The 21020-nt window shown below is 60.5% G+C and carries 21 protein-coding genes and 1 pseudogene; 10 read left to right on the top strand and 12 right to left on the bottom strand.

From position 1 onward, the window contains the following. Nucleotides 1–43: 43 nt before the first annotated feature. Genes J1G34_RS01825 through J1G34_RS01835 form a run of 3 tightly spaced genes read right to left on the bottom strand, consistent with a single transcriptional unit; the run spans nucleotide 44 to nucleotide 2322 of the window. Entirely contained in the window at nucleotides 44–961 is a 918-nt protein-coding gene (locus tag J1G34_RS01825) for a 5'-nucleotidase (RefSeq protein ID WP_065885134.1), read from the bottom strand. Between the two features lie 15 nt (nucleotides 962–976). Next, nucleotides 977–1939, bottom strand: coding sequence for a putative 2-dehydropantoate 2-reductase (locus J1G34_RS01830; RefSeq protein ID WP_122462916.1), 963 nt, complete (start codon nucleotides 1937–1939; stop codon nucleotides 977–979). Continuing rightward, entirely contained in the window at nucleotides 1936–2322 is a 387-nt protein-coding gene (locus J1G34_RS01835; protein WP_065898065.1) for a YbbN family protein, read from the bottom strand. Before J1G34_RS01835 ends, J1G34_RS01830 begins: the two co-directional genes overlap by 4 nt. On the opposite strand from J1G34_RS01835, the gene J1G34_RS01840 reads away from it, so the two are divergent. Both J1G34_RS01840 and J1G34_RS01845 read left to right on the top strand, forming a co-directional pair. Then, nucleotides 2321–2755: a PilZ domain-containing protein gene (locus J1G34_RS01840; RefSeq protein ID WP_065894678.1), complete on the top strand. Its 435-nt coding sequence runs from the start codon at nucleotides 2321–2323 to the stop codon at nucleotides 2753–2755. The genes J1G34_RS01835 and J1G34_RS01840 overlap by 2 nt on opposite strands. Before the next feature lie 131 nt (nucleotides 2756–2886). Then, nucleotides 2887–3963 (top strand): 3-deoxy-7-phosphoheptulonate synthase, encoded by a 1077-nt coding sequence (locus tag J1G34_RS01845; RefSeq protein ID WP_122682950.1) that lies wholly within the window; start codon nucleotides 2887–2889, stop codon nucleotides 3961–3963. A 56-nt stretch (nucleotides 3964–4019) separates the two neighbouring features. On the opposite strand, the gene J1G34_RS01850 is transcribed toward J1G34_RS01845, so the two are convergent. After that, nucleotides 4020–4301, bottom strand: a complete 282-nt coding sequence (locus J1G34_RS01850) for a GNAT family N-acetyltransferase (RefSeq protein WP_003233387.1) — start codon at nucleotides 4299–4301, stop codon at nucleotides 4020–4022. 612 nt (nucleotides 4302–4913) lie between these two features. Here J1G34_RS01850 and oprI point away from each other — a divergent pair. After that, nucleotides 4914–5165 (top strand): outer membrane lipoprotei OprI, encoded by a 252-nt coding sequence (oprI, locus tag J1G34_RS01855; protein WP_003172710.1) that lies wholly within the window; start codon nucleotides 4914–4916, stop codon nucleotides 5163–5165. A gap of 95 nt (nucleotides 5166–5260) precedes the next feature. Here oprI and J1G34_RS01860 read toward each other — a convergent pair whose 3' ends face one another. The 3 genes from J1G34_RS01860 to J1G34_RS01870 form a co-directional block, all read right to left on the bottom strand. After that, nucleotides 5261–6226: a L,D-transpeptidase family protein gene (locus J1G34_RS01860; RefSeq protein ID WP_122462914.1), complete on the bottom strand. Its 966-nt coding sequence runs from the start codon at nucleotides 6224–6226 to the stop codon at nucleotides 5261–5263. An 81-nt stretch (nucleotides 6227–6307) separates the two neighbouring features. Next, nucleotides 6308–6601, bottom strand: coding sequence for a hypothetical protein (locus tag J1G34_RS01865; protein ID WP_057722836.1), 294 nt, complete (start codon nucleotides 6599–6601; stop codon nucleotides 6308–6310). 58 nt (nucleotides 6602–6659) lie between these two features. Then, a complete protein-coding gene (locus J1G34_RS01870) occupies nucleotides 6660–7265 on the bottom strand; it encodes an arylesterase (protein ID WP_122561114.1) in 606 nt (201 codons plus the stop codon). Nucleotides 7266–7275: 10 nt separating this feature from the next. Here J1G34_RS01870 and J1G34_RS01875 point away from each other — a divergent pair, with 10 nt between their 5' ends. Further along, nucleotides 7276–7959 (top strand): ABC transporter ATP-binding protein, encoded by a 684-nt coding sequence (locus tag J1G34_RS01875; protein ID WP_065885127.1) that lies wholly within the window; start codon nucleotides 7276–7278, stop codon nucleotides 7957–7959. Beyond that, entirely contained in the window at nucleotides 7959–10469 is a 2511-nt protein-coding gene (locus tag J1G34_RS01880) for an ABC transporter permease (protein ID WP_222993152.1), read from the top strand. The genes J1G34_RS01875 and J1G34_RS01880 overlap by 1 nt, the downstream gene beginning before the upstream one ends. A 39-nt stretch (nucleotides 10470–10508) precedes the next feature. Here J1G34_RS01880 and greB read toward each other — a convergent pair whose 3' ends face one another. Further along, nucleotides 10509–10982, bottom strand: a complete 474-nt coding sequence (greB, locus tag J1G34_RS01885) for a transcription elongation factor GreB (protein ID WP_065892558.1) — start codon at nucleotides 10980–10982, stop codon at nucleotides 10509–10511. A gap of 119 nt (nucleotides 10983–11101) precedes the next feature. Continuing rightward, on the bottom strand, nucleotides 11102–12106 hold the full coding sequence (locus J1G34_RS01890) for a hypothetical protein (RefSeq protein ID WP_222993154.1): 1005 nt from the start codon (nucleotides 12104–12106) through the stop codon (nucleotides 11102–11104). 238 nt (nucleotides 12107–12344) lie between these two features. Between J1G34_RS01890 and J1G34_RS01895 the strand changes: the two genes are divergently transcribed. From J1G34_RS01895 to J1G34_RS01905, 3 genes and pseudogenes are all read left to right on the top strand, one after another. Next, a complete protein-coding gene (locus J1G34_RS01895; RefSeq protein WP_128875646.1) occupies nucleotides 12345–13271 on the top strand; it encodes an ABC transporter ATP-binding protein in 927 nt (308 codons plus the stop codon). Next, nucleotides 13268–13993, top strand: coding sequence for an ABC-2 transporter permease (locus J1G34_RS01900; protein ID WP_065884453.1), 726 nt, complete (start codon nucleotides 13268–13270; stop codon nucleotides 13991–13993). Before J1G34_RS01895 ends, J1G34_RS01900 begins: the two co-directional genes overlap by 4 nt. 12 nt (nucleotides 13994–14005) lie before the next feature. Beyond that, nucleotides 14006–15745, top strand: a pseudogene (locus J1G34_RS01905) (GldG family protein). A 17-nt stretch (nucleotides 15746–15762) separates the two neighbouring features. Here J1G34_RS01905 and J1G34_RS01910 read toward each other — a convergent pair. The 3 genes from J1G34_RS01910 to J1G34_RS01920 all read right to left on the bottom strand — a co-directional run bounded on the left by J1G34_RS01910 (nucleotide 15763) and on the right by J1G34_RS01920 (nucleotide 18285). Further along, nucleotides 15763–16071, bottom strand: coding sequence for a class I SAM-dependent methyltransferase (locus J1G34_RS01910; protein ID WP_222993156.1), 309 nt, complete (start codon nucleotides 16069–16071; stop codon nucleotides 15763–15765). A 254-nt stretch (nucleotides 16072–16325) separates the two neighbouring features. Then, complete coding sequence (locus tag J1G34_RS01915; protein ID WP_065884450.1) at nucleotides 16326–16760, bottom strand: DoxX family protein; 435 nt, start codon at nucleotides 16758–16760, stop codon at nucleotides 16326–16328. A 103-nt stretch (nucleotides 16761–16863) separates the two neighbouring features. Further along, nucleotides 16864–18285: an MltF family protein gene (locus J1G34_RS01920; protein WP_122462908.1), complete on the bottom strand. Its 1422-nt coding sequence runs from the start codon at nucleotides 18283–18285 to the stop codon at nucleotides 16864–16866. 236 nt (nucleotides 18286–18521) lie between these two features. On the opposite strand from J1G34_RS01920, the gene J1G34_RS01925 reads away from it, so the two are divergent. Together J1G34_RS01925 and J1G34_RS01930 are read left to right on the top strand one after the other, a co-directional pair. Continuing rightward, complete coding sequence (locus J1G34_RS01925) at nucleotides 18522–19340, top strand: TatD family hydrolase (RefSeq protein ID WP_222993158.1); 819 nt, start codon at nucleotides 18522–18524, stop codon at nucleotides 19338–19340. 82 nt (nucleotides 19341–19422) lie between these two features. Then, nucleotides 19423–20904: a methyl-accepting chemotaxis protein gene (locus tag J1G34_RS01930; protein WP_222993159.1), complete on the top strand. Its 1482-nt coding sequence runs from the start codon at nucleotides 19423–19425 to the stop codon at nucleotides 20902–20904. The last annotated feature ends 116 nt before the right edge of the window (nucleotides 20905–21020 follow it).

Genomic DNA, 21020 nt, shown 5'->3' on the forward strand with positions numbered 1-21020 from the left:
GGCGGAGATCAAATGAGCTTAGCAGCGCCTCGAGCAGTGCGGCTCAGCTCTCGCTCTGGATTTTCAACTCATTACTGATGCCATGGGGCACATGCCCGGTGGCCACGACCTCCCTGGCGCGCTCACAATGGCCGACCTGGTCATCGAAGAACACATCGGCGGCGAAGGCTTCCAGGAACGCGGATTTATCCAGGCCACCCAGGAACAACGATTCATCCAGGCGGATATCCCATTCGCGCAAGGTGCGAATGACCCGCTCGTGGGACGGCGCCGAGCGTGCGGTGACCAGTGCCGTGCGAATCGGGCACGCCTCGTCGGCGAACTCACGCTGCAACAGGTTGAGCGCCGCCAGGAAGCCCTTGAACGGGCCCCCGTGCAACGGCTCGCGCGCCGACTCTCGTTCGCTGGCCTGGAACGCTTCCAGGCCGCCGGCCTGATAGACGCGCTCGGACTCGTCGGAGAACAGCACCGCATCGCCATCGAAGGCGATGCGCAGTTCCTCGCTTGATGCCCGGTGCGGGCCACCCGACAGGATCGTCGCTGCGGCAAAACCGGCGTCGAGCGCACTGCGCACATCTTCTGCATGGGTCGACAGAAACAGATGGCAACCAAAGGCGGCTAAATACGGATAGGGACTACGCCCTCCAACGAAAGCGGCGCGGGAAATGTCCAGGCCGTAATGCTGGATCGAGTTGAACACTCGCAGGCCGGTATCGGCGCTGTTGCGCGACACCAATACCACCTCGACACGGGCGCGCCCGAGGCTGGCATTGAGGCTCAGCAGTTTCTTGACCAGCGGGAACGCGTCGCCGGGTTCAAGGATTTCCTCCTCGTGCTCGATCTGGTACTGGCGATACGGCTCCACGCCTTCGGCGAGATAGACCTTGTGGCTTTCGCTCAAATCGAATAAGGCTCGCGATGAAATCGCCAGCACCAGTTTGTCGCTCAATCCCTTCACCATGTCAGTGCCCCCGAATCAGCGATTGTGCCGATCAATAAAACTCAAGGCCTGGTAAAGCGCCTGCATGCGCGGCAATTCGCAGCCGGCCGCTTTGGCGGCGGCCAAGGGTCGCGCATAGATGGCCGCCAGTTCCAGCGCACGCTTGTGCACGTGATCGTGATACATGCTGGGCAGGTAGTCGTCCATGGTTTCAGTCATGGCAAACATCTGCCCGGCGTAGCTCGCGGCAATGTCATGGCCACAGGCGTGAGCGCCCTGCACCACTTCGGCCATCAGCGCCTGAATCAGCGCACGGCTGGATTCATCCGCCATCAGCGCGCGGGTCCCGGTGCCGAGCAAAACCGAGAGGCCGTTGAACGGCACATTCCACACCAGTTTATGCCAGCGGGCCTGATGCACGCTGGTCATGGCCTGGGACTCGATACCCGCTTGATGAAACAGGCCGGCCCCTTCTTCGACAATCGCCTGCTGCCGCGCTTCATCGTTGGCTGCGGTGCCGCTGTGATAGCCCAGGTTGACCCGCCCCAGCGCCTGATGCTCGACGACGCCCGGCGCGGCGCGATGCACGCCGATGTAACACAGGCCGCCGAGCAAGTGCAGCGACGGCGGCAGGTGTTCACGCAGGCTGTCCTCGACATCCAGGCCGTTTTGCAACAGCACCACCTTGGCATCCGGCGCCGCAACCTGGGCGATGGTCGGGGCTAGGTCGGCATTGCCGGTGGATTTGGTACCCACCAGCAGCCAATCGCACGGCGGCATATCCGCAGCGTTGGCATACGCCTGCACCGGATGCAGGTGCAGGTTGCCATGCACGCTGCTGTTGAGGCGCAGACCCTGCTTGCTGACCACTGCGTATTCGCTGCGCAGCAGAAAATGCACGTCGAACCCGGCACGCGCCAGCATCAGGCCATAAAACCCGCCAATGGCGCCGGTGCCAATGATGCCGATGCGTGGCGAAGGGTTTGCAGTGGCGGTCATGGCAAATCCTCTGGGGTACGTGTCAGTGCGTGGTTTACCGCGTCGGTCAGGTCTGGTTGCGTAAGACGTGTCTGTAATTGCCCGAGGAATTGACCCTCGCACACCAGGAACAACGCGGGCAAATGAAAGATCTGGTAACGTTCGACCGCGCCACCGTTGTGCCCGGCATCCACCCAGCACAGTCGGTCCACCGGCAAGCGCCAGCCCGGCAACTGCTGGCGCGCCCAGCGGCAACTGGAACAACCGACACTGGTAAACACTACCAGCGAACACCCGGGCAATCGCAGCAGTTGCTGGTCGATATCCAGGTCGGTCAATTCCAGTTCTTTCACTATACTGCTGCCACTGCCGTCCATTGGACGGTGTTCGGAGTCCGTGTACATGGGTCGTTTTTTACCTCACCCTGATGATGTCGCTGTCGAGTTGATCCAACGTCCGTCTCCCCCCTTGCCCCGCCAACGCCTGCGCACTATCGGCCGCGGCGGCATCGCCTGCAACTGGCCGCGTGCCTGGCGCCCCGGCACCGCGGTCGACTTGTCTATCCCCTCCCTGGGCGCCACCGCGCGCTATCCGGGCTATGTTGCGTGGTGCCGCAAAGGGCAAGCCGGCTATCGCATCGGCATCAGTTTTACCGATGAACATGCCCTGTTCGGCGCACGCATGGGTGAGCAAGTGTGCCAGATCGAGCGCTACTGCCGCCTGCACGAAACCGCCGAGCTCACGGCCCAGCAACTCGAAGCCCTGGCCCACGATTGGGTGTCGCGCCACGCCGGCGAGTTCTCCCACGCGGCCGTTATGCAGCCAGCGCTGGATTAAAGCGGCCTTTGCCCATTGTCGCGGGCCCGTATTACGCGCTAAGGTTCCTCCCCCCTGCATCCAAATCATGCTGTGCTCCGCCGCACGGGGATGGCTGGCGGCCGGCACCCGTGACCCTGACGAGTAACACGATGGCTGATTTACCGATCAATGACCTTAACGTTGAATCCAACGAGACCCTGATCACGCCCGATCAGCTCAAGCGCGAAATCCCCCTGAGCGACGCTGCCCTGCAGACCGTCACCAAGGGTCGCGAAGTCATCCGTGACATTCTCGACGGCACCGACCACCGCCTCTTCGTCGTCATCGGGCCTTGCTCGATTCACGACCTCAAGGCCGCTCACGAATACGCCGAGCGCCTCAAGGTGCTGGCGGCGGAAGTGTCCGACACCTTGTACCTGGTGATGCGCGTCTATTTCGAGAAGCCGCGTACCACCGTCGGCTGGAAAGGCTTGATCAACGACCCGTACCTGGACGACTCGTTCAAGATCCAGGACGGCTTGCATATCGGTCGTAAACTGCTGCTGGACCTGGCGGAAATGGGCCTGCCCACCGCGACCGAAGCGCTGGACCCGATCTCCCCGCAGTACCTGCAGGACCTGATCAGCTGGTCGGCCATCGGCGCCCGCACCACCGAGTCCCAGACCCACCGCGAAATGGCCTCCGGCCTGTCCTCGGCCGTGGGTTTCAAGAACGGCACCGACGGCGGCCTGACCGTGGCGATCAACGCGCTGCAATCGGTCTCCAGCCCTCACCGTTTCCTGGGCATCAACCAGGAAGGCGGCGTGTCCATCGTCACCACCAAGGGCAACGCCTACGGTCACGTGGTGCTGCGCGGCGGCAATGGCAAGCCCAACTATGATTCGGTCAGTGTCGCACTCTGCGAACAGGCGCTGAACAAGGCCGGCATCAAGCCAAATATCATGGTCGACTGCAGCCATGCCAACTCCAACAAGGACCCGGCCCTGCAGCCGCTGGTGATGGAAAACGTCGCCAACCAGATCCTCGAAGGCAACCAATCGATCATCGGCTTGATGGTCGAGAGCCACCTGAACTGGGGTTGCCAGGCCATTCCAAAAGACCTGGCCGACTTGCAGTACGGCGTGTCGATCACCGACGCGTGCATCGACTGGGCCGCTACCGAGAACACCCTGCGCAGCATGCACGCCAAGCTCAAGGACGTATTGCCCAAACGCAAACGCACCTGAATCAGGCACACACAAAAACGCCGGGCTAAACCCGGCGTTTTTTTATGGCTGTTCGTTCACAGCTTGGCGGCATGGCGCTGGTGGCGCTCCATGTAGCGCTCCACATAGGAGCAGGACGGGATGACCGTATAGCCTGACTCTTCGGCGAACTTCAACGCCTCTTCGGTCAACGCAGCCGCAATACCACGCCCACGCAACGCGTTGGGCACGAACGTGCGATAGATATCCAGGGTCTGTTTCCCGAGGTCCATATAGGTCAGATAGGCACGATGACCGTCCACATTGGTCTCGAACTGATGACCAGCCTGGTCATGGTGGATGGACAACGCCTCGCTCATCACTACTCCTCGCGGGTCTTGAATATTGACCCTACCTTACCGATGTTTTTCCGGCGAAGGAACATCTACGCCACCCCGTGCCGGTTTCGACAACGAGAAAACCCTGAGCGCTCACACCTGCACGCAGGGAATAGTAGGCACCAATTCAGCAATTGCTCAAGGCACACTCGTCATCCCCTGCCACGGGCGGATTATTAGAAAGGGCCTCGATCAACCGGTGACCGAACGCCTGAACATTGCCGGCAGTTGCAGCTTGAGACGAACTGACGCTGTTAAAGTCACCTCTAGATGAGCGAAAGATACCCGTTGCGGTACGCGCAAGCGCAACGCAAGTGCCCGTCTGGATATATAACATTTCATCTGCTTACAAGGCTCGAGGCATGCGGGCCGGCGCTTTCAGCCTGGATCCAATCTTCAGCAGGATGAAAAAACCCGTCTGGTCTTTATACAAATCTCCCACAGATTAGCCAAAACAGATTCGGTACCAGAATTTTTTTTGCTTCTTGCGCAACGTCAGTTTACTTACTACAAGTAATGGGTAGTATGTACGCCGGCTATTTGCTCACTCTGAGACAGTAGTCATCTAATAGAAAGTCCTTGAAGGGGAACACGATGAACAACGTTCTGAAATTCTCTGCTCTGGCTCTGGCCGCAGTTCTGGCTACCGGTTGCAGCAGCGTCTCCAAAGAAACCGAAGCGCGTCTGACTGCGACGGAAGATGCAGCAGCTCGCTCCCAGGCTCGTGCAGACGAAGCCTACCGTAAAGCTGATGAAGCGCTGGCTGCTGCTCAAAAAGCACAACAGACTGCTGACGAAGCTAACGAGCGCGCTCTGCGCATGCTTGAAAAAGCAAGCCGCAAGTAATAATCCTTCGGGGTTGTTATCAAGCCGATCCATTTATGGGTCGGCTTTTTTTTGCCCGAAATATGCTGAACTGGCCGCAGCCATCCGCACCAGCTTTATTGAAAATCAACCGGCGCGCTGGACACCACCGGAGCAACGCCAGGCACACCGATTTCAGTCGGCAAGCCATCTTCCGCCGCCACCACATCACGCACCTGATCCCAGTTCACCCGCAGGCTGTTGGCCAGGTCTTCACGCTTGAGCAGGGCATTGATCACCGCCGTGTGCTTGTCGACCACCGAGGGCGTGCCATCGTCGTTCAACGGCGTATGGGCTTCGAGATAGACCTTGCCGCCGGCGCTGCCGAACTTATAGGCATCGTTGATGATACGCACCGACGTGCCGACCGGCACCATGCTCGCCATTTCCAGCACATTGTTGTTGAACATGCGGAAGCAACCGTGGCTGGTGCGGGTGCCGATACCGAATTTCATGTTGGAGCCATGGATCAGATAACCCGGTGTGCCCAGGGTGAACTTGAACGGGCCCAACGGGTTGTCGGGGCCGGCAGGTACTACGTTGGGCAGCGGGTCGCCATTGGCGGCATGTTCGGCCTTGATCGAGGCCGGCGGTGTCCAGGTGGGGTTCGGCGTCTTCGCGATGATGCTGGTATGGGCAATGGGCGACCCCCAGCCTTCACGACCAATCCCCAGCGGGAAGGTGTAAACCACGTCCTGCCCCTTGGGGTAATAGTAGAGCCGATATTCAGCCAGGTTGATCACAATGCCTTCGCGCGGGCCCGGCGGCAGGATGAACCGTGTCGGCAGCACGATATCCGTGCCCGCCCCTGGCAGCCAGGCATCGACGCCCGGGTTGGCGGCGACCATTTCCGAATAGCCCAGGTCGTACGTGGTGCCCAGGTCGGCAAACGTGTCTTCGTATTTGGCCTTGATCACCTGGACCTGACCGACGATGTCCTCACCGGGCGGCGGCAAGGGCAACTGCAAGGCTGACGCCGGACCGGCCGCACAGAGCGCAGCGAGAGACAGGCAGCAGGTAACGACGGAAAGGCGCGACAACATCCGGAAAATCCTTCGCAGAACGACGGTAGGAAAAAACTGATTGTATACGTCAAGCGAGTGCCTGGCATCAAGCCGGCCGCGCTAGAGCTCGAAGCGCAGCTCCGGCCAGATCGGCGGTGTGCCGCGCTTTTGCGATTCCAGAATGGCCCTGCATAACGGGCACAGGCGCTGGTCCTGGAAGATCGAACGATCCACCGACGACCAGAGCGGTTGCGCCGGCAGTAGCGTGCCGCAGAGCGTGCGATCAATCGAGCCGCCCAACTCCAGTTGACGCGCCACCAGATGCACTCGCACTTCCTGGCAGGCGAACAGATCCAGCTGCTCGTCAGGCTCGATCAGTTGGTAGTTGAACAGGGACCAGGCAGGACGCGACATCAGGGGCTCCAAATCGGGGGGGCGCCACCTTAGCCGAAAGCCTGCCGGTAGAAAAGCGTCATAACAACGGTTTGAGCGTCGGCCAGACATTTTCCAGCAACTTGCCCTGGCCGGCGACTGCCGGGTGCAGACCGTCCGCTTGCATCAAGTCAGGATGACCACCCACTCCCTCGAGAAAAAACGGCACCAGCGCCACCTTTTTTTCCTCTGCGACCTCGCCGAAGACCTTGGCGAACGCGTCGACGTAACGCTTGCCATAGTTGGGTGGGATCTGCATGCCCAGCAGCAGCACCTTGGCACCGCTGTCCTGGGACGCCTGAATCATCGAGGCAAGATTTTGTTTCAATTGCGCCGGCGGCTGACCGCGCAGCCCATCGTTGCCGCCCAACTCGATCACCACCACATCCGGTTTATGCGCTGCAAGCGCCGCCGGCAACCGCGCGAGGCCTCCGGCGCTGGTGTCGCCACTGATCGACGCATTGACCACTTTATCGTCAAAACCCTCCTGTTTGAGCCGCTGCTCCAACAGGGCGACCCACCCTTTGCGGGTATCCAGGCCGAAACCGGCACTGATACTATCGCCAACGATCAGGACTGTACCCGCCGCTGCGTTCTGGGCCATGCACATCAAGGCCAGGCCAGCACTCAAAAACCACATTCGCATCGGATTCTCCATGGGCGCAAGCATTCTCACCGCGCGAAACCTCAGCAAAGTGGTTCCCAGCGCGGAAGGTGAACTGACTATCCTGCACGAACTGAGCCTGGAACTGAACAAGGGCGATAGCCTGGCTATCGTCGGCAGCTCCGGTTCCGGCAAATCCACCCTCCTCGGCCTGCTGGCCGGCCTGGACCTGCCCAGCAGCGGTGAAGTCACCCTGGCAGGTCAAGCCCTGAGCAGTCTCGACGAAGACCAACGCGCGCGTATCCGTGCCGAACACGTGGGTTTCGTATTCCAGTCCTTTCAGTTGCTCGACAGCCTCAACGCGCTGGAAAACGTCATGCTGCCGCTGGAGCTGGACGGCCGCAAGGATGCCCGCGAGCGCGCCACGCACCTGCTCGAACGCGTCGGCCTCGGCAAGCGCCTGACCCATTCGCCACGCCAGCTTTCCGGCGGCGAGCAGCAACGCGTGGCGATTGCCCGCGCATTTGCCGCCGAGCCTGACGTGCTGTTTGCCGACGAGCCCACCGGCAACCTCGACAGCCATACCGGCGAGCGCATCAGCGACCTGTTGTTCGAACTCAATAAAGAGAGCGGCACGACCCTGGTACTGGTCACCCACGACGAGCGCCTGGCCCATCGCTGCCGACGCCTGATCCGCCTTGAAGCCGGCCTGATGGTCGCGCCCCTGGAGCCTTGATGGCACGCCTGCCGCTGTTACGCCTGTTCAGTCTTGCCATGCGCCAATTACTGCGCGATGCCCGCGCCGGCGAATTGCGCGTGTTGTTCTTCGCTCTGCTGGTGGCGGTGGCCGCCAGCACCGCTATCGGCTATTTCGGCGCACGCCTCAACGGCGCCATGCTGTTGCGCGCCACCGAGTTCCTGGGCGCGGACCTGGTACTTGAAGGCAGCTCGCCAGCCCGCCCCGAGCAAATCCGATCCGGCACCGAACTGGGCCTGGATCATGCGCGCATCGTGGAATTCTCCAGCGTTATTGCGGCCGACAACGGCATCCAGCTCTCCAGTATCAAGGCAGTCAACGAGCAGTATCCGCTGCGGGGCGAGCTCAAAAGTGCGGGCGAACCCTTTGGTACCGAAACCCCGGGCGGCGGCCCCAAACCCGGCGAAGCCTGGGTGGAAGCACGGCTGTTGACAGCGCTGGACCTGAAGGTCGGCGACAGCATCGACGTCGGCATGAAAACCCTGCGTCTGGCGCGCGTCCTGACCTACGAACCCGACCGCGCCGGCAATTTCTACAGCCTCACGCCCAGGGTGATGATCAACCTGGCGGACCTGGACGCCACCGGCGTGGTCCAGCCTGGCAGCCGCGTAAGCTATCGCGAACTGTGGCGCGCCCCACCCGGCAGCACGGCGCTGCAAACCTATCGCGACCTGGTCAAGCCGGGCCTGGCTGCCAACCAGCGCCTGCAGGACTCGCGCGATGGCAACCAACAGATTGGCGGCGCCCTGGGCAAGGCCGAGCGTTACCTGAATATGGCCAGCCTGGTGGCGGTATTGCTGGCCGGCGTGGCCGTGGCGCTGTCGGCCAACCGCTTTGCCAGCCGCCGCTTCGATGCCAGTGCCCTGCTGCGCTGCCTGGGGCTGTCACGCCGCGAAGCCATGTTGCTGTTCAGCCTGCAACTGAGCGTACTGGGCCTGTTGGCAAGCCTGACCGGCGCCGTCCTCGGCTGGCTCGCGCAATTCGGGCTGTTCTACTTCCTGCACGATCTGCTGCCCGCGGACGTGCCACCCGGCGGGCTGCTGCCGGCCGTGGCCGGTATCGGCACGGGACTCGTCGCCCTCGCCGGCTTCGCGCTCCCGCCCCTGGCCGCGCTGGGCCGGGTGCCGCCGTTGCGGGTATTGCGTCGCGACCTGCTGCCGATCCCCTCGAGCACCTGGATGGTGTACGGCGCGGCGCTCTTTGCCCTGGGCCTGATCATGTGGCGACTGAGCCTTGATCTGGTGCTGACCTTCGCATTACTGGGCGGCGGCGTGGTCGCGGCATTGATCCTCGGTGGCTTGCTGCTGTTGTTACTGCAAAGCCTGCGCCGCTTACTCGCACGGGCCTCCCTGCCCTGGCGCCTGGGCCTGGGCCAATTGCTGCGCCATCCTTTGGCGGCCGCCGGCCAGTCCCTGGCGTTTGGCTTGATCCTGCTGTCCATGGGCTTGATCGCCCTGCTGCGCGGCGAGCTGCTCGACACCTGGCAGAACCAGTTGCCCAAGGATGCGCCCAACTACTTCGCGCTGAATATTCTGCCGGCCGACAAAGAGGCGTTTGGCGCGCGCCTTCTTGAAGTTCAGGCGCAATCGGCACCGCTTTACCCCGTCATACCCGGGCGGCTGATCAGCATCAACGGCGAGCCCGTACAGGAGATTGTCAGCAAGGATTCCAGCGGCGATCGCGCGGTGCAACGGGACCTGAGCCTGACCTGGGCCGCCGATTTACCCCAGGGTAATGTACTGACGGCGGGCAGCTGGTGGACCGCGCAACCGGGCGATGGCGTGCCTGGGGTCTCGGTGGAAGCCAAGGTGGCTGAAAGCCTGAAGCTCAAGCTCGACGACCATCTGGTCTTCACCATTGGCGGGGAGAATCGCGAGGCACGGGTCACCAGCCTTCGGACCATCAACTGGGACAACTTCCAGCCCAACTTCTTCATGATCTTCCAACCGGGCACCTTGAAGGATTTGCCGACCACCTACCTGACCAGCTTCTACCTCGCGCCTGGGCATGACCAACAGATCGTCGACCTGTCCCGCGCCTTCCCGGCCGTCACCATCCTGCAGGTCGAGGCGCTGCTGGAACAACTGCGCAGCATCCTTGCCCAGGTGACCCTGGCGGTGGAATACGTGCTGCTGTTCGTGCTCGCTGCCGGCATGGCCGTGCTGTTTTCCGGCTTGCAGGCCACGTTGGATGAGCGCATCCGCCAAGGGGCGCTGCTGCGTGCGCTGGGTGCCGAGCGCAGGTTGCTGGTCAAGGCCCGGCGCATCGAGTTCGGCCTGCTGGGGGCGGTCAGCGGTTTGCTGGCGGCACTGGGCACGGAACTGGTGACCTGGGTGCTGTACCGCTACGCCTTTGACCTGACCTGGCACCCTCACCCCTGGCTACTGCTGTTGCCGCTGATCGGTGCGGCGCTGATCGGTGCCGCCGGGGTGTTCGGCACGCGTCGTGCGCTCAACGCCAGCCCGCTGACGGTACTGCGCGAGGGCTGAAACACTGATGGCCCTTGCTCCGGCAAGGGCCATCAGTTGCTATTTCACATATTCGATCCGGGTAATCCACCAGCACACCTCACCGCCGGGGGTTTGTACGATGGCTTCATCGTCTACCTCTTTGCGCAGCAGCGCACGTGCCATGGGGGAGTCGATAGAAATGTAATCCATCCGGTCATAGATCTCGTCATAACCCACAATGCGGAAACGCTTGGTCTCGCCCTGCTCGTTTTCGACATCGACCCACGCACCGAAAAACACCTTGCCCTCCTGCTCGGGCATGTATTCCACCACGCGCATATCTTCGAGGCGTTTGCGCAGGTAGCGCACCCGCCGATCGATCTCACGCAACAGCTTCTTGTTGTACTGGTAATCCGCGTTTTCGCTGCGATCTCCCAGGGAAGCTGCCCACGTCACCTTGCGCGTGGTGTCCGGGCGCTTTTCACGCCAGAGGTAGTCCAGCTCCTTTTTCAGCGCTTCATGGCCTTCTTTGGTTATCAGCTTGGTACTCAAACGCGTGCATCCCCAGGCAATGTCCAATAGTGTCGACAGACCAGGGCATCATACCCTGGCGTCGGCCGGCGGGGATCGATCATAAATCAACGGCGCAAAGTATCCAGCCCGACAGTGACTCAGCCCTGCCCGTCGAGGACCTGGTCCAGTTCAACGAGCGTGCCTTGCAGGCGCTGTCGCATCAGCGATAGCTGCGACATCATCAACACCATCTTTTCGGTCTTTTGGCTCACTTCCAGTGCTTGCTCCTGCAGGCGCGAATGCTGCTGGTCCAACGCCCGGCTTCTTTCATCCTGCTGATTCTGCTGTTGCTGCAATCGAGCCTGCCACTGTTCGAGCATCTCTTCGCGCTCGATGACAGCCTGTTTCTTCTGTGTCAGTTCCTGGGCGCCCCTGGCCAGATTGCTCAGCGTGCTGTCTATCTCGAGAATGGAGGTATTCTCCCTGGAGGAGCGGGGTTGCGACGGCATTTCGATGGGGTCTGCCTGAGCAATCGGCGCGCTGGGTTCGACCGGCACCCGCGCCACTTCGGGTACCGTGACCGGCGGAGGCGGCGGCTCTTCAACACACACTTCATCCACAGGCCTCGGGACGGGCTCCGGCTCACTCTTGCCCCGCGGCGGTGCAACCATTTGCGATGAAAAGCGGATCGACGGCACGATGACCGCGCTGCTTTCGATGGCAGGCGCAGCGGGGGCGGACATGCCCAATGTAATCACCTTCATCACCAGGGCTTTCTTGACGATCACTGAGTGATGATCTTCGGGCCTGGCAGGCGGCAATCTGCAGCCTTTCAGATCAATGAAGTGAAACGGAACCTGAGACTCGGTGACGGCAGCGTCCTTATTGCCGGATGCCGCCGCCATCATCAGAATTTGCTTAAAGACTTGCATCGCTACTTGCAAGTCCTCCTTGGACTCAACCCCGCCAAGAAAATACCGTTCGAGTTTTTTGCGCAAGGCGGCGATATACACCCTGGAATGACCGGGTTCGGCTTCTTCATCAAGGCTATATACCAGGAAGTTGGAGGATGTCTGTTTGACCGCAAAGCCGCACAACAGTGCGCCGTTGACGGGAGCATCCTCGCCGCTGCGCTCAAGAACAAGGGTACGTAGAAGCATCATGGCAGTCAGGCCTCATTGCAAAAAGAAAACCTTATATAAATGTCAGACAAATATCCGACCATTATTAAGTATTCAGAACAACACAATTGTTTCAGCGCGTTATCAAATCAAACGTAGGACTTTACTTATTAAGTGAGCCCAGCGTTCCCAAGAGCAGGTATTTGAACGTAATCTTTTTAACGCACCGACACCACAACTAAACATTCTTCAGGCACCGCCCAATTGATTCGGTAAACCTATGATCGAAGTCAGCAACCTGACAAAGTACCTGGGCAAGAAAAGCGTGATAAGCGACTTTTCGTTCTGTGCCCAACGCCATGAATGCGTGGGATTGCTGGGAGAGCATGGCGCCGGTAAAACAACGTTGCTGAATTTGATTTCCGGCATGGCCAGGCCCACCCGTGGGCACGTCAGCATTCAGGGCCTGAGTACCCAAACCCATTCAACTCTCGCCAGGCAAGCCGTCGGTTACCAGCTCCAGGGGGGCATAACCCATCACACGCTGTCGGTCAAAAGCATCCTCAACTTTGTGGCCACCGCCCGAGGGTTCAGGGGTGCCGAAAAACGCCGGCACGTCGACCGGGTCGCCATGCGACTGGAGCTACACCCCGTACTCAACTGCCCCATCGATGTACTCAGCCTTGACGTGAAGCGCAGCGTCGCGATTGCACAAGCCATTTTGCACTCCCCCAGCGTCCTCCTCCTGGACGAGCCCACCGAAGGGCTGAACACCGAGCAACAGCTCAAATTCAGGGCGCTTGTTCAGTCCCTGAACGAAGAAATGAGCATCATCATCGCCTCCCGCCATTACGACGCGCTGTCCGAGATTTGCACCCGCGCCCTGGTAATCGCAGGCGGGCGACTGATTGCCGACTCTTCGCTGGCGGACTTGCAGCGCTGCTCCCGGCACTTCCAAGCGGTGACGCTCGCAGCCGATCCGCCCGTGGATCTACTCGCCCTTGCCGTACTGCCCGGCGTGGCCGGCATCGAGGAAGACCGTCAAAACCCAGGCAAGGTGACGGTCCTGGCCATGCCCGGGCACGCCATTTTCCCTGCCATCAATTCACTCATCACCCATCGCGGCTGGAACATCACGTCACTGCATCTGGAGCCAGGTCGCCTGAACGATGTCGTTCACCATCTGAGCCACGAGGTATCCTCTTGAAACTGCTGCCCCTCATATTCAAACGCCAACTCGCCAGCTATGCCAGTACCCCACACACCTACCTGAGCGTGGCGTTTTTCCTGGTGCTTTGTGCGACGCTGGGGCTGTATACCCATCGCTGGATGGAGCGCGACAGCAGTGACTTGCAGGCTTTTTTCGAACTGCACCCCTGGCTCTACCTGCTGTTGATACCCAGCCTATCAATGCAACTGTGGTCGGATGAACGCAACATCGGCTTTTGCGACATGATGAAAACCCTGCCCCTCACCTCGGCAGAACGCGTGATCGGAAAATTCCTCGCAGCCTGGGTGGTCTGCAGCATTGCCCTATTGTTGAATTTTCCTATAGTGGCGGCCGCGCATTTTCTGGGAACGCCCGACAACGGGGTGATCGCATCACAATTTCTGGCAAGTTGGCTACTGGCGGGAAGTTACCTATCGGTCGGTTGCTTTATATGTGCACTCACGCACCAGCGGATTATTATTTTTCTCCTCACCCTGGGTTTGCTGTTGACCATCAGCGGGCTGTCTTCGGTCCTGGATGCGCTTGAACATCAAGCGCCAATCTGGATAGTTGACAGCATCATGAAACTTGACCCGATATCCCGTTTCAGTTCAATGGACAACGGCAAAATAACACTGCATGACGGTTTATATTTTGTCAGCATGATCGTTGCCTTCCTTTCTGCAACCATCGTTACACTCAACTATAAAAACAGCTAAGGAAAGTCGCTGATGCGATCCGCTCTTCGTGTGGGTATGACGTTGGTCGTCATATTATTACTGTTCCTGGCATTCAATCTGGTCTGGCTAAACAAACTACCCGATTCCCGCTGGGACTTTTCACGACAGAAAATTCATACGTTATCACCCTCGACGCAGCAGTTGCTCGCGACGCTTGAAAGTCCACTGGACTTGTATTACTTCAACTCGCTCACAGCACCCAGGAAAAGCCGAGCCGTGAAACGATTCGGCCAACGCATAGCGGATTTGCTCCAGGAATTCGAAGAAGCCGCCAACGGCATGATCAACCTGCACATTATTGATCCAACCCCTTTTTCCGAAGATGCCTACAAAGCCAGCTTGTTCGGCCTGGATGACACACAAGGATTCCTTGGCCTTATAGGCACGCGTGCCGGCTAGGGTATGCAACGCATCGATGCGTTTAACCCCGTGGACGAACCGCTGCTCGAGTATCAGATCAGCCAACTGATCTATAGGTTGATGCACCCTCAACGGCCCAGCGTCGGCCTGCTGTCCGGGTTGCCGTTGAATGAGTCCGCCAGCCAACTGATGGAGCAGATGCGCGGGCATTTCAACCTGACAGAGTTGGCCACCAACATCTCCCAGGTGCCTGACTCGATAGGTAGCTTGATGGTCGTACAACCGAGGGCGCTGGCCGAACAAGCGCTTTACGCCATGGAACAGTTTGTCCTGGGGGGCGGCAAGCTGATGATCTTCATCGACCCGGTAAGCGAGATGGGGTCTGAAGCCGTATCGGTAGATTCCAGGCTCGATGGCCTGTTGAACGCCTGGGGCATACGCATGCCCACGAACAAGCTGCTGGTCGACAGCCTGTACGCCTCGTCGGCATCGCTCGGCCCGGGCATGCCCGCCGTGCTGCACCCCGCCAGATTGAAACTGCCACGACCGGCAATGAATGCTCACGATATCAGCACCTGGAAACTCGACAGCCTGAGCGTATCAAGCAGTGGCGCGATCTTGCGCGCCCGAAAAAACCGCAAGACGTTCACCCCGCTGCTGCAAAGCTCTCGGCAGTCTGCGCTGTTGGACGCCGAGCGTTTTGCTTCAACGACGCAGTTCGACGCGCTGATTGACGAAGCCTCCACTTCAGGTCAGCGCCATGTCATCGCCGCGCGTCTCGAGGGGCCGGCCTATTCGGCATTTCCTGACGGATTGAGCGGACAGCCGCCCGGCTTGCAAAAGGCTGCCCGGATCGAGGTCGTGGTGGTTGCCGATACCGATGTACTCGCCGACGCTGTCAGCCAGGCAACGGGCAACAACAACCTGCAGTTCGTACTCAATACCCTGGATAACCTGGCGGCACCCGCATTACTTGCCAATATTCGCCCGCACATCACGTCGCGTTCGCTCAGCACCCTCACGCCCATGCGCGAAGCTGCCGCACAGGCCTATCGGGAAAAGGCAGCGGAACTGGAACGTCGTCTTGAGCATACCGAACAAGCATGGCAACGGCTCAATCCAAAGGCCACAGGCCTGGGCACCCAGGTCGTGGACACCAGTACCCAATTGCAAGCGCTTAACAAGGAGCGCCTGCGCCTGCCGATGGAATTGCATGCCCTCAAGGCGCAGGCGTATGCACCGTTAAACCGCTTCGAACGCACCATAAAGCTGCTGATGATCGCGATGGTGCCCCTGATGCTGTGCCTGATAGCCTGGCTACGGTATCGCTGCCTGCGTCGACGCCGATGGTCGCCGGTGACCTTTGGCTGATCGCCGGGCGGCGGGTATCAGCGACGGGCAATCAACCCTTGCCGGGCAATACGGGTCAGTTGGCGGATCACCTCTTCGGCATTGCCTGCACTCGGTGCCTGGATAACAGCGAGGTCAAAGCTGTTACTGGCGAAACGCGTCAGGGAGTCGCCGTCTTCCACGAACTGGATAAGGAACGCCGAAGGCCGCCCGGTGCGACGGGGCCAGCCATCCAGGTAGCGCAGCAGCGTCGGCTGGTGCTTGCCGCCCAGGAGGATTTTCGGGCTGCGCTGAGTCAGGTCCGCGGTGATGGGGGCCAGGCGTATCAGGGCGCGTGGTGCATTCATTGTGTCGTGTCTCTGCCTCAAAAGTCTGCGGGCAGGTGAGAGGCAACACCGAACCAGCGCTTTAGCGGTATTTCGACCCGTGCCTGCTGATGAGTGCATGGTTCTGTCGGACTGCTTGAGTCCAGTGGCGCCCCGCAATTAGCTGTTTAAATCGGCGCATGAGCAGCATCCTAGAGAAGCTGGCGGGGCAGTGTCAAGAATCCCGAGCAACGAAAAAGGCCCGCACGTGGCGGGCCTCCTACCTTGCGAAACGATCAGTGGGTGATGGCGCGATCGGCCGAGAGTTTGCCGGCACCTTCGAACAGTACCGCCAGCGAGCCGCCAAGCAGGGCCAGCGCAAACTCATAGCCATTGTTGGCCATGAACAGCCCGTTATGAATGTGCACGGAAAAGATCGCCACCAGCGACAGGAAGGTCAGGCCCAGTGCCGCAGGACGTGCGAGCAGGCCGATGATCAGCGCCAGGCCGGCAAAGAACTCGGTGCCGCCGGACAACACGGCCATCAGGGTGCCCGGCGCCAGGCCGATGCTTTCCATCCATTGGGCAGTGCCGGCCAGACCACCGCCGCCGAACCAGCCAAAAAGTTTTTGCGAGCCGTGGGCAGCGAAGATGATACCGACGAAAATGCGCAGAACGGTCAGACCATAACCTGCGCGAGTGGACAGGACACGGGTAATCAATGGGCTCACGAGGTAAATCCTTTTTCAGATAGGGGTTGGTTGGCCGCTATATTAATCAGTTTAAACAATGATAAAAGCCGAAAAACTGCATTATCACCATCGACAAATTCGATTATTTACGCGACGCAACGTTCGGCGCCGACGGTTCCAGGGACTCCCGCTCCCGGTCGAACGCCAGATAGTATTTGTTGACGCTATTAACATAGCTGACGCCGCCCATCCCTACCTGCTCCATGGCAATGCGTTCAACCTGGAAGAACCACTGATTGGGGTTGAGCCCCCGACGCCGGGCTTCGGTGCGCATGCCCTGCACCCGCTCCGGCCCCATGTTATACGCGGCCAGCACAAAGGCCATGCGTTCGCGCTCGTTGAGCTTTGGGCTGGCAAAGAACTTGCGACGGATCATGGCCAGGTAGCGCGCGCCCGCCTGCACATTACTGTCCAGATTCTCGATATTGTTCACGCCCACCCGCTGCGCCGCCGAAGGCGTGATCTGCATCAAACCGGTAGGACCACCGCTGTTGCGTGCCCCTGGGTCAAGCGCGGACTCCTTGAATGCCAGCGCGGCCAGGTTCAACCAGTCCATGCCTTGCTCGCGCGCATGCTTTTGCAGGACCGGGCGCAGTTTCTCCAGGCGTTGACGGTCGGCGCGGGCCAACGGGTTGCGCACCTGGTAGAGACGTCGATAGATACGCTGGAACGCCACATCCTGGTCAGATGGGGTGTGGTAGGTCTTGAGGAAACGATCGATGCTCGCCCGCAGCATCGACGCATCCTGGCGCACGAACCAGTACTCGTCGCCCGGCTCACTGATGACCACCTGCTTGTCAAAGCGCAACTTGGGCAGGATTTTCGACCAGCGCTCGGCAATCGGTTTTTCAACAATGGTCAGGTGAAAGATCCCGGCCTGCACCATCTCCAGCACGTCTTCCACCGCCAGGCTCGGGTCGACCCATTCCACCTTGATCGGCGGGCGCTTGTGCAGGGCCAGTTTCTGGTTGGCCTGGCTGATCGCATCCGCCGCCGCGCTGCCGGTGGTCAACGTCAGGGTGCGGCCCGACAATTGCTCCAACCTGGTAAACCGTCGTTCACCCTTGACGCCAACCAGCCACAGCGGCACGTTGCTGGCGATCGGGTCACTGCTGCTGATCTTGTGCGCGGCCTTCACGTCCAGCAGTTCGCCGGGGGCTACCAAGTCGCCTTCGCCACGGGCCAGCGCGGCAAGCAACTGGTCCTTGGCCCTGGGGATGATCTTGAGGTTGATTGCCTGCCCATCGCGGGCACGGCCATTGAGGTATTGCTCGAAAGCTCGCAGGCGATGGTATTCGACACCGATGGCCTGGCCCTGCACTTCACCAGAGCTATTGCGGCTCTGGTTGACCAACACACGCAGGGTACGACTGGAGCGAATCTCTGCCAGGTCACGGACCTTGCCGGGCTTGGTCACTTCCAGCGGCCCATCCAGACGCGCGACCGCCGCCATGGGCAGCAGTAACGTCACGCACATCATGAGTAACGCCGCGGGTCGGATCATCCGCTCTCCGGAAAGAATACTGGCCAACACCTTCGTTAAACACCAGGTGTCGGGCGTCAGAAACAGAGCGCTTAATGCGCTGGCAAGGCGTGCAACGACGACAGGGTGAGAGGCAAAGGGCCCGCCACAATGTCGCTGGCGACGTTCAAAGACAGCTATAACGCGTTGTAGTTCTTCGTTTTTCTTATAAATCTACAGCTCTGATATGCTTTCCGGCCGCAGGCGGAGGTAGCACCATGCAACTCATTGATATCGGCGTCAACCTGACCAACCCCAGTTTCGACGAGAGGCACTCGGCCGTTCTCGAGCGGGCCTATGCCGCCGGCGTGCAGCAATTGGTGCTCACCGGCACCAGTGTCGAAGGCAGCGAGCAGGCCCTGGCGCTGTGCACAAGCCTTGATGACAGTGGGCAACGCCTGTTCAGCACCGCCGGCATCCACCCCCACTCCGCCAGCGCCTGGAGCAGCGACAGCGCCCAGCGTTTGCGCGACTTGCTCAACCAGCCCCGTGTGCGTGCCGTCGGCGAATGCGGACTGGACTTCAACCGGGACTTTTCGCCGCGCCCACAACAGGAAAAAGTCCTCGAGGAACACCTGGCCCTGGCTGTCGAACTGAAATTGCCGGTGTTCCTTCACGAGCGCGACGCCAACCAGCGCCTGCTGGAGATCCTCAAGGATTACCGTGACCACTTGCCCGCCGCCGTGGTGCATTGCTTCACCGGCGAACAACAGGCGCTCTTCAGCTACCTCGACCTTGACCTGCACATCGGCATCACCGGCTGGATCTGCGACGAGCGCCGTGGGACGCATCTGCACCCATTGGTCAGGGAAATTCCCCGCGGCCGTCTGATGCTGGAAAGTGATGCGCCCTACCTGCTGCCACGCACACTACGCCCCAAGCCGAAGAACGGCCGCAATGAACCCGCCTTCCTGAGCGAAGTGCTGCGCGAAGTTGCCCTGCATCGCCATGAAACGCTGGAAGACCTGGCGCTGCACAGTACCGCCTGTGCCCGGGCTTTTTTCGGCTTGCCTACCGTCGGTGATGCGGCGCATTGACCCATGTCAAAAACCCGTTCCTGAGTAGCGGCACAATAATGGCACCTTGCCAATGCTGTTTCCGCTATCAGAGAAAACCTCCATGGGTGCCTGGCTTAGCAATATCTCACTGAAGTACAAATTCTGGGCCGTCAACGCGGTCGCTTTCATCACCACGTTGCTGCTGGTGCTGTATGCCGTCCAGCTCGAACAACAGGCCCGCAGCCAGGCGTCCCAGGTTTCGGCCAGGGCCCAGGCGCAGTTGCTCAACACCTGGCCGGCCGACAAGACACTGCCCACTGGCGAGAACTGGCTGACCTTCACCCGCGACCAGGCGCCACAACGGGCAGGCCAGGATCTGTCCGCCTTGCAAGGCGCAAGCGGCTGGGTCGAGCTCAGTCACCTGCCCTTGTTCGGCGTGAACCCGCTGGTGGGCGCCGAGGTCATCCGCCGTGCCGACGGACAACAGGTCGCCGTTCTCGCCTACGCGCCAAGCCTGCGCCAGGTGTTCGGCGAACGCTTCGTCAACTATGCGGTGGCGGTGGCGGTCCTGATGCTGGCGATGCTCGGCGCCTCGCAACTGCTGATCCGCTTCCTGCTCAGCCAGCTCAACACCCTCAAGGACGTGATGCTCCATGTAGAAAAGACCGGCGACCTGTCCGCCCGGGTGCCCCTGGCCTGCAAGGATGAAGTCGGGCAAATGGCCAGCGCCTTCAATGCCATGCAAGCGGGCTACCAGCGGGTGGTCAATACCGTGGCCCGGACCGCCAGGCAATTGGACGAGGGCGCCGCCCGCCTGGCCAGCAGCATGAACGAGGTGCAGCACGGCATGCTCGGCCAGCAAAGCGAGACCGACCAGGCCGCCACGGCGATCAACGAAATGACCGCCACCGTCCACCATATTGCCCAGCACGCCGGGGCCACCCGCGACCTCTCGCAAACCGCCGATACCCTCGCCGGCAGCGGCCAGGAAGTGGTCACACGTGTGCAACGTTCGATTGCCGGACTGTCCACCGGTGTGCAGCAGACCGCTGAGATGATCCAGAAACTCGCCGAAGACAGCCAGAAAATCAACGGCGTGGTCGGGGTGATCCACAGCATCGCCGAACAGACCAACTTGCTCGCCCTCAACGCCGCCATCGAAGCTGCCCGCGCCGGCGAAATGGGCCGTGGCTTTGCGGTGGTCGCCGACGAAGTGCGCAACCTGGCCAAGCGCGTGCAGAGCTCCACCGACGAAATCACCCGCATGGTCTCGGCGCTGCAAGCCGGTACCCGCGACGCGGTGGACTTCATGCAGGAAAGCTCGCTCAAGGCCGATGACTGCGTGCAACAGGCCCAGGAAGCCGGCGCCGCACTCGCCGAAATCACCGGCGCCGTGGCGCAGATGCGTGAGAGCAACACCCAGATTGCGGTGGCCGCCGAACAGCAGAGCCATGTCGCCGAAGAGATGAACCGCGCCGTGGTGAGTATTCGTGATGTAACCGAGAACACCGTACAGCAGACCGTGGATTCGGCGACCACCAGTAATGAACTGGCGACGTTGGCGGGAGAATTGAATAAGGCGATTGGGCAGTTGAAGCTGTAGGACCACTTAGCCCTTAATCCGACTCCTACAACCATGCCGCAGCGCAGCTATGGCGATCAATGCCAAAAAGCTTGAGAGGTTGGGAAGTTGACGACGCGCAAACTATTACGTCGATT

It is taken from the genome of Pseudomonas sp. Wu6 (genome assembly GCF_019891515.1).
GTDB classification, from domain to species: domain Bacteria; phylum Pseudomonadota; class Gammaproteobacteria; order Pseudomonadales; family Pseudomonadaceae; genus Aquipseudomonas; species Aquipseudomonas orientalis_A.

Coding starts and splice junctions, on each gene's coding strand:
- J1G34_RS01825 (WP_065885134.1), bottom strand. CDS start 961: ATGGTGAAGGGATTGAGCGACAAACTGGTGCTGGCGATTTCATCGCGA.
- J1G34_RS01830 (WP_122462916.1), bottom strand. CDS start 1,939: ATGACCGCCACTGCAAACCCTTCGCCACGCATCGGCATCATTGGCACC.
- J1G34_RS01840 (WP_065894678.1), top strand. CDS start 2,321: ATGGGTCGTTTTTTACCTCACCCTGATGATGTCGCTGTCGAGTTGATC.
- J1G34_RS01835 (WP_065898065.1), bottom strand. CDS start 2,322: ATGTACACGGACTCCGAACACCGTCCAATGGACGGCAGTGGCAGCAGT.
- J1G34_RS01845 (WP_122682950.1), top strand. CDS start 2,887: ATGGCTGATTTACCGATCAATGACCTTAACGTTGAATCCAACGAGACC.
- J1G34_RS01850 (WP_003233387.1), bottom strand. CDS start 4,301: ATGAGCGAGGCGTTGTCCATCCACCATGACCAGGCTGGTCATCAGTTC.
- oprI (WP_003172710.1), top strand. CDS start 4,914: ATGAACAACGTTCTGAAATTCTCTGCTCTGGCTCTGGCCGCAGTTCTG.
- J1G34_RS01860 (WP_122462914.1), bottom strand. CDS start 6,226: ATGTTGTCGCGCCTTTCCGTCGTTACCTGCTGCCTGTCTCTCGCTGCG.
- J1G34_RS01865 (WP_057722836.1), bottom strand. CDS start 6,601: ATGTCGCGTCCTGCCTGGTCCCTGTTCAACTACCAACTGATCGAGCCT.
- J1G34_RS01870 (WP_122561114.1), bottom strand. CDS start 7,265: ATGCGAATGTGGTTTTTGAGTGCTGGCCTGGCCTTGATGTGCATGGCC.
- J1G34_RS01875 (WP_065885127.1), top strand. CDS start 7,276: ATGGGCGCAAGCATTCTCACCGCGCGAAACCTCAGCAAAGTGGTTCCC.
- J1G34_RS01880 (WP_222993152.1), top strand. CDS start 7,959: ATGGCACGCCTGCCGCTGTTACGCCTGTTCAGTCTTGCCATGCGCCAA.
- J1G34_RS01890 (WP_222993154.1), bottom strand. CDS start 12,106: ATGATGCTTCTACGTACCCTTGTTCTTGAGCGCAGCGGCGAGGATGCT.
- J1G34_RS01895 (WP_128875646.1), top strand. CDS start 12,345: ATGATCGAAGTCAGCAACCTGACAAAGTACCTGGGCAAGAAAAGCGTG.
- J1G34_RS01910 (WP_222993156.1), bottom strand. CDS start 16,071: ATGAATGCACCACGCGCCCTGATACGCCTGGCCCCCATCACCGCGGAC.
- J1G34_RS01920 (WP_122462908.1), bottom strand. CDS start 18,285: ATGATCCGACCCGCGGCGTTACTCATGATGTGCGTGACGTTACTGCTG.
- J1G34_RS01925 (WP_222993158.1), top strand. CDS start 18,522: ATGCAACTCATTGATATCGGCGTCAACCTGACCAACCCCAGTTTCGAC.
- J1G34_RS01930 (WP_222993159.1), top strand. CDS start 19,423: ATGGGTGCCTGGCTTAGCAATATCTCACTGAAGTACAAATTCTGGGCC.